Source organism: Cryobacterium sp. MDB1-18-1 (assembly GCF_004402735.1).
Taxonomy (GTDB): Bacteria; Actinomycetota; Actinomycetes; order Actinomycetales; family Microbacteriaceae; genus Cryobacterium; species Cryobacterium glucosi.
The window spans coordinates 1-14,439 of sequence record NZ_SOFR01000063.1; the positions used below are offsets into that span (position 1 = coordinate 1).

Sequence of the window (14,439 nt, forward strand, 5' to 3'; positions counted from 1 at the left end):
CGCACTCACCGCAGGCTTGACCTTATCGATCACCAGGGTCGTCGTCGCCACCGCACCCCAGTTACCCGCCGCATCCTTCGCATGCACCGAAATGGTGTGGTTGCCGTCTGCGAGCAGGGCGATGGTTGCCAGTGGGATCTCGAAGTAGCCGGCCTCGGAAGGACTGTTGTACACGGCGTCCGTTGCCCTGACCACGATGCCTGAGCCATTGGCGGTGACCGTGTCGAGGAATGCCTCGGCTGAGCTGATGGTGCTGTTCACGGTGGCCGCGATCGGATCGGCCATGGTCGCCACGGTCACCCGGATGGCCGAAGGGCTGCCGTTGAACGCGAGCGTGCCGTTGTTGGGTGTCGGCGCTACCGAGACGCCCGAGGTGGTGGGCGCGGTCTTGTCGACCACCAGGCTGATGGTGACCGGCGCGCCCCAGTTGCCCGCTGCGTCCTGGCTGTGGACCGAGACGACGTGGGTGCCTTCGGCGAGCGCGTTCACGGTCGCCGCAGGGATGGTGGCGTCCAGGCTGGCGGTCGGTGCGGCAGTGTTGACCGCCAGCGCCGGTCCCGAACCATTGGGTCCGACGGCATCGATGAAGTACTCGGCCGCAGTGATGTTCGAGCCGCCTGTCGCGGTGTCGTCCCCGGTGGCGTGGACGGCGATGACGGCAGCCCCTGCCCCGTTCGTGAGACTGGGTGCCAGTGACGGGGACTTCGTGGTCGGTCCGGTGGCGTCGCCGCCGGTGACCAGTACCGAGCTGAAGAACCCCCGGTTGCCGACGGAGTCCTGGCCTCTCACGTAGACGATGTGCTGGCCGGAGGGAATGGACACCGAGGCGGTGACGTTCACGCTGCCGGCCCCACTGCCCGTCATCGGGAGGCCCGTGCCGGTCACGGTGTCGATGAAGTATTCGGCCCCCGCGATGCTCGACCCACCGGTGGTGGTGTCATTGACGGTGGCGCTCAGGGTGCCTGCCGCGAAAGCGACAGAGCTGGTGGCCGGTCCGCTGGTGTCCGGCCCCGCCACACCGCTCGCGGGGACCGTCACAAAGGTGAGCATCCCGCCGGCGCCGGCCGCGTTGCTGTTGTGCAGCAGCAGGCTGCCGTCGTAGATCGGCAACCGGTTCAGCGAGGCAGTCGCGGCAGGGGTCGTGACGACGGCGTCCGCCGTCTGGCCGGGACCGAAGGTCTCCGCAATGTAGTGACGTGAGTACTTCAGGGGACTGCCGTCCAGGGCGATGACCTTCTGGTCTGTGCCCAGTGAGGCCAGTGAGTGGTACAGGCTGCCCGCATTGACGTACCGGAGCAGGACTTTGTTGCCCGCGGCTGTCGCCGGGATCGGGTCGGTGTTCGGGTAGGCCTTCCCGTTGATCAGGGAGTACCGGGGAGCGTACTTGCGCATGTCGAAGGCCGCCGGGTTGGCGGCGTTGTTGAGTGCCGGGTCGATCTCACTGAGGACCAGGACTGCCTCGTCGTCGAACGCGGTGGTCGCGTCGTATGCCTGACCCGGTGTCGCGGGACGGACGATCAGCGCGCCATAGAGACCCATCGCCACCTGGTGCTGGCCGTTCGGAACCAGTCCGGCCTCATAGAGGTACGTGCCAGGACGGCTGGCCGTGAAGGTGTACGAGGTGGACGCCCCTGGTGCGGCACCAACGCGGTCCGGCACCATTTGCTGCCCTTGGAAGAGCAGGGCCGTGCTCTCCGTCAGCTGGTTGTGCAGCGTGACGGTGACCGTGTCGCCGGCGTTGACGCACAGTGTCGGCCCGCCGGGCCGGCTCGCGCTGGAACCGGCGGTGGCGCTGTAGCCCCAGACGGTGACGCTCTGGGTCCCCAGGGTCGTGGATCCCGAGGCCGCGTACAGGTCACCCGGCGCGGTGCAGGGCGCGGCTGCGGCCTGTGCCGCCGTTGCCGGCGCGAGGAGCGCCACCAGTACGGCCAGCCCTCCTCCCGCCACCAGCCCGGTCACGAGAGCGGAGACGGTTTTATTCATGCTCTTCCGGTGAGACATGGTTCTTCACCCTTCCTGGTCAACCGCAGCTGTTGGGCGTCGGCGGATCGATGCGCATGTAAGTGATCGGTCCGGTCATGTTCGTGCCCCACGACGTGATCTGGAACAGGGCGTGGTTGTGGGAGATGATGTAGTACTCGCCGCACTGGTTCACGCTCTGGATGCCGGGTGGCAGGGCCTCCTTGGTCCCGAGGTAGGGACTTCCGCTGTAGAAGACGCCGATCGATTGGTCGGCCAGCGACGGAACCGTCACGGGGACCGGGTTGGACGGGGAGTAATTCTCGGCGTCGTACCACTTGAAGATCACGTCCCAGGTCTGCCCAGGGCCGATGTTGATGGCGAACTTCTCGAAGGCGAGGTCCTCCCCCGTCGGGCCCTCCAGCGGGCGGCCGTCCCTGGCCACGACGAGGCCGTTGTTGCCGTGCGGGTGGAACGGATAGTCTTCGGTGCCCACGTTCAGGTAGCGGGCCATCCCGGGCTGGTCGACCGGGACTGCCGTGCGGTCGAATTCACCCACCTGCGCGAGCGCACCGTACGGTTGCGCCGGAAGCCAGCTGGCCCCGTTGTCGGCGATGCTGTCCGGGTAACCGCGCCCATTGATCAGCCAATACCGCGGGTGGTAGTTGTTCATGTTGAAGCTCTTGCCGTTCTCGACCGCCTGGTGCTGGTAGGGGTCGATCTCGCTCAGGAGCACCATGAATTCCTCGGCGGGATTGAAGCGGCTGTCCGCCCGGTTGTTGGCGTACTCGCTCGCGACCGAGCCGGCCGCTCCACCCGATGGAACGGCCGACGGGCGCACGATCAGGGCCCCGAACAGGCCCATCCGGACCTGTTTCTCGGGGTTGGTCCCCGACTCGTACACGAAGGTGCCCGGGTTGGCGGCCACGAAGCTGTATGTGACGGTCCCGCCTCCGGCCGCGGCTGTGGTGGTCAGCGAGGTGATCGCGCTTGAGCCTGTGGACTCCGGTTGCGCCGGGGTCCCGTTGGCCAGGACATTCGTCTGGCCCGGAAAGGCGATCGAGGCGGCCTCAGGCAGGGTGTTGCGCAAGATCACGGTGACCGTGTCGCCGGCGTTGACGCACAGCACAGGACCCGGGTGTTGGAACGCGCCGAACCCACTGGAGTACCCCCACATGAAGGCGGTGTTTCCGTCGGGCAGGCTGATGTATCCGGTCCTGGTCGTCAGGTTGAAGATCGGGGTGGTGGCACCTCCCCCGACCCCGGTGGTGCAGGCGATACCGACCCGTGGTGGGGTCACGGCGATCGCCGGCTGGGTGAACGTGGCCATCGTGGCCCCGACCAGGGTCAGGGCGAGCAGCAGCGCCGCCCGGCGCACACCGCGGGCGCGAATCTTCGCAGGCAACACGGCATTCCCTTTCATCATGGCTCTCAGACTCCCAAGTCGTTCGGATAGGCCTGCGCGCGGAGGCCGCCGGGAGCGTACACGCGGATCTCGGTGGCCTGGCCACCCATTCCGCCCGGGGCCAGGTTGTTCGTCGCGGGGTAGTTGCGGTTGTAGAGCATGTACGTGTCGAAACCCGGCCCCGTGTGCCCCGGTGCGATGAAGACCACATCGAAGCTCTCACCGGGGCCGATGTTGATCGTCTCGGTCTCATAGGACGTGTCGGTGCCGTCGCGTCCACGCATCGGGGTGGCATCGCGGCCGACCACGCGCATCCGGATCCCGGCCAGGGTCATCGCTTGCTCCCGGAATCCGAGGTTCGCGAACCGGAGCGCGACCGTCTCTCCGGCATTGCAGTTCACCAGCGAAGACTGCGGCTGGTATTGCAGCTCGGGATGCCCAACGGGGGCGACCAGGTCGCCGGAAACGGGGTCGGTCTGCACTGCAAGAGCGTGAATGGATGCCGCCGCATCGATCGGGGCATTGGGGGCGATGGTGTCCGGGTAGACCCGCCCGTTGAGGAGGCCGAAGTCGGCCCGGTAATCGCTCCACTGCGGCAGCTGGATATGAGCATCCGCCCAGTGCGCCTCGGCCCACACCTCCGACAGGAACATCGCAAACTCGCGGTCGAAGCCGGTCGAGCCGTCACCGTCGTTGTAGATGAACTGGGTGTGGCCACCGATGTTCTGGCCGTCCTGCAGGGGACGGACGAACACCAGACCGGTCATGCCCATCTGGACGTGCTCGACATCCTCGACGTGGCAGTGGAACATGTAGGTCCCCGGCTCGCGGGGCCGGTACACGTAGGAGAAGACACGTCCGGTCCTCACGGCCACCGACCCGGACGGTTCACCGTCGAAGAACGGGATCACGTTGCGGAACCCATGCCAGTGCAGGGTGTGGGCGTCGAACAGGTCCGGCCGCAACGCCAGGCCCAGGTTGGTCAGCTGCACGGTGAAATCGACCGGGTGGGCCGGGTCGAATTGCTTCGTCCAGAACATCGGAGCGGAGTGCTGGGCCTTGTTCTTCTGGTTCGTCCTCGCCGTGTCGCTCAGGCCGGTGACGTTGCGGAACCCGAAGATGTAGGTCGTGAACGGGTCCGGCGCGAGGACGTCGGGGTGGAACGGTGGGATGGCCGGGGTCTTCGGGAGGAAAATCCACCCGTCTGTGCCGGCCAGGTAGAGGTCCGGATCCCCGATGGCCGCAATGGCGGCCTCGGGAAGCAGGACATTGCCCGCCCAGACGCCGGTCCCGACGATGGCCACCGCGCCGCCGGCGAACTTGAGGAGGTCGCGTCGGCTGAAAGGCTGTTTGAAGATCATTCCCATGTCTCCCTTGGGATCGGAGGTGCCGTTGCGGTGTGCGTTGTCGATCGGGTCAGGGGACATCGAAGGCATCCACATTGAAGTCGCCGTTGCCGCCGAGGCCCTGCGCCGTGCCGTCGAAGTAGACCGACCAGACGCCGTTGTTGTAATACACGACGTCTTCGTCCTGAACCGCCCCCAGCGTCGGGACGGTCGTGTTGCCGGCGCTGAACGACATGTAGAAGTGGGTGGCGTCCACCCGCACGAAGCCATCGATGTCGGCGTTGGTCGGCAGGTTGTATGGCGCCGTGCTCCTGTCGATCACCCTGCTGTATGCGGTGCCGTTCCAGCTGTAGATGTCGCCGTTGTCTGCGGAACCTCCCACACCTGGCGGGTTCGAGTTGCCCACAGTGGAGAAGTACAGGATTCCGCCGACGACGCTGATCGCGTCGAGGTCCAGGTTGTCGTTGCCGCCCAGACCGTGGACGCTGCCGTCGAAGTAGAGCGACCAGGTGCCCGCGTTGAAGTAGACGACGTCCTCGTCCTGCACGTTCCCGATGCCGGGCACGGCGACCTGCCCGGTGAAGGAGAGATAGAAGTGGGTGTCGTCGACCCGGTCGTAGCCGTCGACATTGGCACCGGTCGGCAAGCCGTATGGTGCGGTCGTCACGTCATGGACCCGACCGAACGTGCTGCCGGTCCAGCGGTAGATGTCCGCGTCGTCCGCGGTGCCACCGACGCCGGGCGGGTTGCTGTTCCCTTGCGTCGAGAAGAACAGCGACTGGCCGGCCGGCGGTGCTGCCGGCGGCAGCGCGCCGCCGGCGAACGAGATCGCGTCCAGATCGAGGTTGGCCGACGTGTCCAGACCGTGTGCGCCACCGTTGAAGTAGATCGACCAGGCGCCGTCGAAATAGACCACGTCCTCGTCGTCCACCGCGCCGACACCCGGAACCGTGGTGGTCGTATTACTGAACGACAGGTAGAAGTGGGTGGCGTCCCGCCAGATGAGGCCGTCGACGTTGGGGTTGGTCGCGCCGGTGGCCGACCCGCTGTTCGGCAGGTTGGTCGGCGCCGCCGTGGCATCCAGGACACGCACGTAGGAGCTGCCACCGTTCCAGCGGTAGACGTCGGCGTTGTCGCCGGTGCCGCCCGCGCCCGGAGGAACGGCCGCGTTGTTCGTCGTGAGGTACAGCGTGTTCCCGACGACACTGATCGCGCCCATGTCGATGCCGCCCACGAGCCCGTGCGCGCTGCCGTCGAACCACAACGACCATGAGGTGCCGTCGAAGTACACGACGTCTTCGTCGGACACGCTGCCGATCCCGGGCAGGGTGACGTTCCCGGAGAACGAGGCATAGAAGTGGGTGGCATCCACTCGGGAGAAACCATCCGTGTCAGCACTGCTCGGGACGTTGTACGGCGCTGCAGACAGATCGATCGACCGGCTGAACGCGGTGCCGTTCCAGACGTGGATGTCGGCGTCGTCAGCGGTGCCGGACACGCCGGGCGGGTTGGTGTTTCCTGCTGTCGAGAAGTACAGGTCCGAGGCAGGCGGAGGCGTTGTCGTCGCGCCGAACTCGTCCGCGCCGCTGTCGAAGCCGCCCAGTGCCGGCCGGGCCTGGTTGTCGAAGTCCGTGGCCGGCGCGTTCACGCCTGCTGTGCTTGCCGCGCCGAGGTTGCAGGCGGGTGAGCCGGGGCAGGCGCCCAGGTGGTAGTTACCGAGCAGGTTCGGCGGCGCTTGCAGGGTGACGAGCGTGGCGTCCACGAACGCAGGGTTCTGACGCCACGTGGCGAAGGAGACGGAGACGTCATAGGTCGAGACCACTGCGGGATCGGCAGAGCTGTTAGTCGGACTGGTCGTGTACGCATGGGAAGCGGCGCTCTGCTGGACGACCGAGTTGGTCGGCGCGAGCACCCCGGTGCCGTCGGCCACACCGAGATCCCAGTTGTTGATGTCGGCTGCGCCGGCCAGGCCGATGCCGGTGACCGTTGTGCCTGCCCGGGTGCCGGCCCGGTTGTCCCAGAAGATGTTGTTGAACGACACCGGGTTGCTGAAGGTCGGCGAGCCGGCCGGGAGTGTGGCCTGCAGCTGGTCGCTGTTGGCCGAGGTCGCCAGGCCGGCAGGGGCCGGTTGGCCGTCCGAGGTCACCGCTGTGGCCGTCGTCAGGTTCTTCATGATCGTGTTGTTGTAGACCCGCACGTTCGGGGCGTCGTTGATGCCGACGCCGCCGCCCTCGTGGGTGGACACGTTGTTGACGATCATGTTGTTGTAGACATTCATCGGGAAGTTGCCGGCCATCAGGAAACGGATGCCGCCACCGTCGTCATTGGCCATGTTGGCCTGGATCTGGTTGGCGTAGATGTCCACCGGACCGGAACCGGGCGAGAGCGCACCGACTGTCGCCGGCAGTTGCCCGGCGATCATGATCGCTCCACCCTCGTCGTTGGACGAGTTGAAGTAGATGCGGTTGTGGTGGATCTTGCCGCCGGGGCTCAGGCCGTATGCGCTCAGCCCGCCGCCGTACTCCAGCGAGAAGTTGCCGCAGATGTCGTTGCCGGAGACCTCATAGCCGTCGGACCCTGCGAAGAGGCCGATGCCGCCCGCCAGGTTGGTGCCCGCGTTGGCAATGACCCGGTTGTTGGCGATCCGCACGTTCTCGTTGTGGTTGCTCGTGTTCGGCGCGGCCAGGTCTGGCGTTCCGATCCGGATGGTCCCGTAACCGCCGCCATTGTTCTGCACGACGTTGTTGGTGATCTGGAGGGAGCGCACGTACGCGTTGGCGAAGATGGCTCCGCCCTGCGTCGTGATGTTCGGCGGCAGGCCGGTCGGCCCGCCGGTGAGGGCGTCGATGTTGCCGGGGAAGCCCACCTGGTCGCCGCCGCGGATGTCGAAGCCATCGATTGCTGCCGTGAATCCGCTGGTGAACTGGCGTGCTGCACCCGGTGCCGTTGTGGCGTTCGCCGACGCCAGCACGTAGATCGCTTCGCCGTCGTTCACCGCCTGGTTGCCGTCCCAGGTCAGGCCGCCGACCTTGGTGAACCAGGCCGTTGCGAGGGCGGTGTCTCCGCCGAACGCGCCGGCGTCGATGATCGATCCCGGCACGAAGGTGGTGCCCTGGAAGCCGCCGGACCCGACACCCTGCAGCTTGACCGGAGAGGCGACGACCAGGTTCTCATAGTATGCGCCGCGGGGGTTGGCCGCGGTGGGCGTTGCCGGGTACACGATGACCAGGTCATCGCCGTTGTTGGCGAACGCGGCGTCCAGTGCGGCCTGGATCGTTGCGTGGGTGCGGCCGGGGCCGACCTCTCGAACGGCAGGGTTGTAGCCGGTTCCGAGCACATGGAAGCTGAGCCCGTTGATGGTGCTTTGCCCGTTGCCCGATGTGATCGTGAGCTGCTGCGCCCCGACCGGGGCTGCGACAGGCACGCTGGCTGTGATCGACGTGTCGCTCCACGCGGTGATGTCGAGCGTTGTCGTGCCCAGATTGACGTGGCCCGTGCCCTGGGCCGCGCCGAAGCCGGTCCCGGCGATGGTGAAGGAGCGGCTGCCCGTTGCGGCCACGTACGGTTGCGACACGCTCAGCAGCTGTGGTGTGGCGGCGTCGAGGGCGCAGGTCACCGCCGTGTTGACCCCGGTGGTCGGTGACCCGACATACACGCCGACCTGGGTCGGGGCGAGGTCGGTCGGAATGGTCACGCCGGGGAATGCCTCGAACTCGGTCGCGATCGAGCGATATCGGGGGTTGTAGTTTGCGTTCAGATGCCCGGGGACACCGGGGTCGTTGCCCACGAAGCGGTACATGTTGGCGCAGACACCCGAGGGGGTCGGGCAGCTGATGTGGTTCGTCGAGGGCAGCAGCACGTCGTACGCGCCGTTGAAATCGGACTCGACGGTCGTGACCAGCCGGTTGGCGAAGTCATAGATCCCGACCGGTGCGAAGGACACACCCGTCTTCTCCCCGAAGAGCGTGGACCGCGGGTCGGTGGAGAAGTTGATGTCGTCCACGATCAGGCCGCGCAGACGGGCCGGGACGGGGACATCCGTGAAGATGTTGAACATGGGCACGACGGACTTGCCGTTGTTCACCCGCACCAGTTTGGTGTCGCAGGTCGGCTTGGCTGCGCCTTCATAGGGCGACCCACCCATGCCCAGGAACGGGGGGTTCGAGACTGCTGTCGAGGCCGGCACGGTGACCCCGACGGGGACCCCGTTGGTGCCGTCGCCGACCACTGCGGGGTAGTTGTCCGTCTTGCTGCCCGCGAGGTCGACGGTGTGGAGCGTTCCTGCGCATGCCGGCGGCGGCACCTGCGGAACAATCTGATCGCCGTTGGCGATGTTGATGTCTGTCTCGCTGGTCACCTTGTACAGGGGGTCGCCGGTGGCATCCTGCGGGATAGCGATCTTGACCAGGTAATCGCCGCTTCCGAGCGGCTGGAAGGTTCCGCCGTCGCACACGGGGTTGGCCGGATCTGTGGCGATCAACGTGCCTGTGCAGGCGTCGGCGAAGCCGTAGTTGCCGTCAACGGCCGCACCGAAGTTGGCCGCCGATGTGCCCTGGTCAGTCGGGTACGGCCCGAACTGAACGCCCTGGATGAAGCTTGAGATGCACTCTCCCGATGTCTCCTGATTCGGCGCGAGCACGTTCTCGTCGAAGGCCACGGAGTTGTCTGCGGCGTGGACGAGAGGCTTGCCGTCGACATCCCGGGCTACGCATCCGGTCGGGCGGCTCCAGTGTTCGGAGAGGTAGGTGTTCAGCAGCTTCCCCTTGGCCAACGACCCGTCCGGCGCGAGCTCGAACGCGTCGTTCGTGCCACCACACGGTGCGGTCGTCGTGCCGCAGTCGACCGTGGACCAGAGCTCAACGGGCACGTCGGAAACGCCAGGCTGCCAGTCCTCTGATGCGGCATATTGCGGGTCGAGCTCATTGCGGGTCGTGTCGTAGCTGACCGAGCCGACGATGCCGCCGTTGCGGGGGTCGATGCCGTTGGCGCCTGTCGAATCGTAGGAGTGAACGCCCCAGTCCATCGTGCCGCTGAGGCCGATGATACTGAGCACGCTGACGTCGACGCCGGCGCCTTTCACCGTGGTCGGGGTCGGCTGGTTGTCTGACTGGTAGGTGACACCGGTCGTGTAGAAGGAGTTGTTGAAGTTTTCCATGACGGTCCACTCGCTGAGGGGGTATGCGCTCTCGAAGTGGTAATACCCGGTGCTGTCGGTGGTGACGAGGTTCGTCCCTCTGTCCATCAGCGAGTTGTCCTGCTTGCGCATGGTCAGCGTGAAGTTGGGCATGCCGGTCTCGCCCGGGTCTTTCACGCCGTTGCGATTGGTGTCGTTGAAGACGTACCCGTCGTATTCGGTCCACCAGCCGCTGTCCGGCAGATTACCCATCTTCACCGTCTCGCCGTTCTTCACGGTCACATTGACCGAGTCGAGGAAGTGGTTCTGCGGCTCGTCCCACCAGCTCAGGCTGTAGTTGCCGTCGGGCACGCCCGAGATGTCGAAGGTGCCGTCCGTGCCGCCGTGACCCACCCAGACTGCCTGGTCGCCGGCCTGCAGGTCGCTGAGCGAGAGCCACGGGTTGACGATCGGCTTGCCCATCTTGCTCCCGGTCAGACCGAGCCAGTGGTTGAAGTCGCCGCCCTTGGGCGGGCTGTACTGCTTGACGTTGACGACCGCGCCTGTGATGTGGCCCGAGCCGGCGGTCAGGGTGTTCGTGGGCTTCACGAATCCGAAGATCGGCCCGGGTACGGGTTCGCCGGCCAGCAGGGCCTCGGTGTCGTATCCGGTGCTGCCCTCCATCACCCAGGCGTCGAAGTCGTGGTTTCCTTCAAGGGTCGTGGTCTGGATCCAGGTCTGGTTGGGCGGGGCCGAGGCGGTGAGCGCGTAGCGGTTGCTTCCCAGGTGGGGCATGGTCAGGATGCCGTCGGCATCGCTGACGCAGTGGCCGCCTGACCCCGCGATCGGCACGGGGAGCATGCCCGCGTCGAGGCTGGCCAAGGGGATCACGTGGCTGATCGGGTCCTCACCCTGGTACACGGTGCACAGGGGGTTGCCATAGACGTCGGTCTGCACCTCGCCGAGGGTGTCGGCGATGTGGCCGGTGAAGCCGGCCAGGCCCGGCTCGCCCTGGTCGAGGGTCCCGTTGGTCGTCGCGCTGTCCTGGAAGATCTGCGCCCGGAGCGTCGAGTCGGGAAGGGGCGTCGGCTGCAGTTCGACGGTGACGAGACCCGGGTCGGCGAGCGGAACGGTGAAGTGCGCGCCGTCGATCTTGTAGCCGTCGGAGAGCACAGAGATCAGGTAACGCCCGTTCGGCAGGGCCAGGCCGCTGGCGAAGTCGGCCTGGTCGCCCTGGCGCACGATCGGGCTCGTGGTGTGCGGAGTCTCCCTGATCGACGTCCACTCGCAGGAGCCCGGATACCCGGCGTCGAGGGTGTTGCAGCCGGAACCGAGCGCCGGCGTCCGCTGGACGGTCGAACCGGTGTTGTCCTCGTTGATCATGTAGGTGAAGTTCGGGATGGCGGCACCCTTGGCGACTCCCGCACCCGAGAAGGCGCGAGGCTCCGTGCGTGCGCTGATCACGTTCAGCGTCAGGCTGCTCGTCGTCGCGGCCTCGGCGGGCAGCGCGGGCGGAGCCGAGAGCATCGCTATCGGCATGACCACGGCAGTGGCGGCGATCACAATCCGCTGCCACAGAGGCCGCCTCGACGGCGTGAACCCGGACAAGTCTCTCGTCGATTCCATGGTGACCTCCAACGTCTGGAAGGCTCCATGCTGGTCGGACGCGACCTGGCGACCAAGCCGCACCTGAGGGATGCTCGTCTCCCCAAAATTGGGGGGCGAGCCTCGCCGCCCCCTGAATTGGGTGGTCGGGCACCCCCCGCGTGAGGCTTGTCCGCCCAGGGTGCGGTGGTCACGATGGGAGCCCATCCTCCCCGGAGTCCGGCGTGGCAAACCCCCGTGCCGCGCTTGTTGCCCGGGCCGGTCCGTGTCACGATGGCCGGGCATCGACCCGGTCGATCTGCCCGCCCATCACCCGAAGCTGGATTGCGGAGGCTCATGAGTGCACCACGAGGTGTCCGTCGGATCAGCCGCCGTGCGGAAACTCACCCGGCCTCCCGACTGGCGCCTTCGCTCGCGACGATCGCGATCGTCGTGCTCGTGATCACGGGGATGCCGACGCCGGCACGGGCGGACGCCGCGCAGCCCGTGGACCAGCCGGTTCCGGTTGCAACGACCGCCCTCACGCCGGATCCGATACCCTCGCCCTCGCCCTCGCCCGATCCAACACCCGCGACGACGGCGACGGCACCACCGACGGCGACGCCTGAACCCACGCCCACTCTGGCACCGTCGCCGGAGCCCGCGCCGACGGCGACGCCGGAACCCTCGCCCGCTCCTACGCCGGCACCGACGCCGACGCCCGAACCAACGCCCGCTCCTCTTCCGACGTCGACACCGACACCGACACCGACGGAGACCCCGGAACCAACGCCCAGTCCTCTCCCAACGGCGACGGCGACCCCGGAACCCACGCCGACACTGTCGTCTACCCCGCCGGCGTCCCCGTCGGCCCGGGCGCTGGTCGCGCCGGAACCCCAGCAGGCTTTCGGCCCGCCGGCACCCTCCGTGACGGCGGCCGCACGACAGGCAGTCGCTGCCGCCCGCGCCGCCGACGCCGCGAGGGCACTGACGGAACAAGCCTCCGCCCGCCGCGCCGCCGCAGTCGCGGCCGCCCAGTCCCGCCTGCGCGCTGCGGAAACCAGGCTGGGTGCGGCGAAGCTTGCCGACGCCTCAGCCCACGCCGACTACGAGGCCGCGGTCAGTCGGGCCGACCTCGTGCATGCGCTCAGGGAACGCGCAGGAGCCACCGCCGACGCGTCCCGCCGGGTGCTGGCTACGCTCGTTCGCGGCCTGATGCAACAATCCGGCAACAGCACCCTAGACGTGCTGCTCGACGACAGGGCAGACCATGACCTGCTGTTTCAGCTCGGCACACTGGATACCCTGTCCAGGCTGACCGCGAATCTCGACGACGTGCGCAGTCGCGTCGCCGCGGACGTCGAACGGGAGCAGGCGCTCGAGAAGCAGGATGCCGCCGCTCAGGCCGTCATCGCCGCGGTCCCCGTTTCCGCCGCCCGCGCGGCGGTCGTGGCGGCGCAGGACGACGTCACCGCTGCATCCGCCGCCCTCGCCGACCTTGCCCGGTCAGCTCCGGCAGCCACGGCGGCGAGCGAGGTCCAGCCGTTCCCGGCAACTGTGCCCGTCGCGGACACCGGGCGTCTCAGCGAACAGGGCTGGACCAGACCAGCCGCAGGGCGCATCACCGATGCGTTCGGCCCGCGTCTCGTGCACCCGGTTGCCGGGGTCGGTGACTTCCACCGGGGGACGGACATCGGCGCCGGGTGCGACGCGGCCATCTATGCGGCGACCGACGGAGTCGTCGAGGCCGCCGGCGTACTGGGCACCTACGGCAACTGGATCCTGATCGACCACGGGAATGGCATCTCGACCGGCTATGCGCACATCGCCCCAGGGGAGACCCTGGTCAGCGTCGGTGAGCACGTCGTTGCCGGCCAGGTGATCGCCGGGGTCGGGAGCACAGGCGCCTCGACCGGCTGCCACCTGCACTTCGAGGTCAGGATCGACGGGACCGCCGTCGACGCCGTCCCGTTCCTGGCCCTCCGTGGCGTGAACCTCGGCACCTGAATCGCTCGCGATCACGACCGCCGCCAGACCACTCGACCTCTGCGCGCCTGGCCGGGAATCACCTGACCTTAAAGAAAAGTTGTATACAACATCTGGGGGTTTCCCCTAGGGTGAAACCGGAAGTAGACGGGAGGGAATGGCCCTCCCGCCCTCCCGCGCACCTGCACAGCAGGATAGGGCAGTGGCTTCCTTTTCCTGGGGGCCCCATGCACCTGCGCAACCTGAAATCATCTCCCCGGCGGGTGCTCGTCACGGGTGCCGCCTTCACCCTCGGCCTTCTGCTCGCGGCCGGCGGGGCCGGGGCAGCGCACGCTGCCGGCTCGGTCCAGGCCGTCATCGGCCTCGGCACCCTGGACAGCTTCGGAGTGCTCGGACACACGACGGTCACCAACACGGGCGCGACCACGATCACGAACGGTGACCTCGGCCTCAGCCCGGGAACCTCCGTCACGGGGATCGCCCCGGTCACGATCGACAACGGCGTGGTCCACGCCACCGACGCCCAGTCCGAGCTCGCCCAGGCCGACCTGACCACTGCCTTCAACGATGCGGCCAGTCGGGTGCCCGACGTCTCCAACCTCATCGACCTCGCCGGCCAGACCCTCGCCCCCGGCGTCTACGCCGGCGGCGCGCTCTCCCTCAGCGGCACAGTCACCCTGGCCGGAAGTGCAAGCTCGGTCTTCATCTTCCAGGCCGCGAGCACGCTGATCACTGCGTCATCGAGCACCGTCGCCTTCTCCGGCGGCGCGAACGCGTGCAACGTTTTCTGGCAGGTCGGCAGCTCGGCGACGCTCGGCAGCGGATCCGTCTTCGCGGGCACGATTCTCGCCCAGACGTCGATCACCGCCGAGACCGGCGCCACGGTCGCAGGCCGACTTCTCGCGAGCACCGGCGCCGTCACTCTGGATTCCAACGTGATCACCCGGCCCAGCGACTGCGCGGCGCGGACCGCGATCGTCGCGAGCACGCCGACGGCGGCGCAGACCGCGGCGGCCGCCGCAGCGGCGCAGGCCGCCGCCGAGGCC

Annotated in this window: 7 protein-coding genes; 2 read left to right on the top strand and 5 right to left on the bottom strand. The window is 67.5% G+C overall.

Going from position 1 to position 14,439, the window contains the following annotated elements:
* The 5 genes from E3O50_RS15015 to E3O50_RS19410 all read right to left on the bottom strand — a co-directional run.
* Positions 1-1,983 (bottom strand): multicopper oxidase family protein (locus E3O50_RS15015; protein ID WP_166790695.1); only part of this gene is annotated, 1,983 nt, incomplete at its 3' end.
* A gap of 37 nt (positions 1,984-2,020) precedes the next feature.
* Positions 2,021-3,385: a multicopper oxidase domain-containing protein gene (locus E3O50_RS15020; protein WP_134560314.1), complete on the bottom strand. Its 1,365-nt coding sequence runs from the start codon at positions 3,383-3,385 to the stop codon at positions 2,021-2,023.
* Between the two features lie 5 nt (positions 3,386-3,390).
* Positions 3,391-4,791 carry a multicopper oxidase domain-containing protein gene (locus tag E3O50_RS15025; protein WP_166790696.1) on the bottom strand — a complete coding sequence of 467 codons (1,401 nt, stop codon included), beginning with the start codon at positions 4,789-4,791 and terminating at the stop codon, positions 3,391-3,393.
* Entirely contained in the window at positions 4,781-11,386 is a 6,606-nt protein-coding gene (locus E3O50_RS15030) for an SdrD B-like domain-containing protein (protein ID WP_166790697.1), read from the bottom strand. Before E3O50_RS15030 ends, E3O50_RS15025 begins: the two co-directional genes overlap by 11 nt.
* A gap of 425 nt (positions 11,387-11,811) precedes the next feature.
* The gene (locus tag E3O50_RS19410; RefSeq protein WP_134560320.1) at positions 11,812-12,240 is read right to left on the bottom strand and encodes a hypothetical protein; all 429 of its coding nucleotides are present in this window, start codon (positions 12,238-12,240) and stop codon (positions 11,812-11,814) included.
* Positions 12,241-12,334: 94 nt separating this feature from the next.
* On the opposite strand from E3O50_RS19410, the gene E3O50_RS15040 reads away from it, so the two are divergent.
* A complete protein-coding gene (locus E3O50_RS15040) occupies positions 12,335-13,414 on the top strand; it encodes a M23 family metallopeptidase (protein WP_134560322.1) in 1,080 nt (359 codons plus the stop codon).
* Positions 13,415-13,620: 206 nt separating this feature from the next.
* A partial coding sequence (locus E3O50_RS15045; RefSeq protein ID WP_134564579.1) for an ice-binding family protein occupies positions 13,621-14,439 on the top strand: 819 nt, incomplete at its 3' end.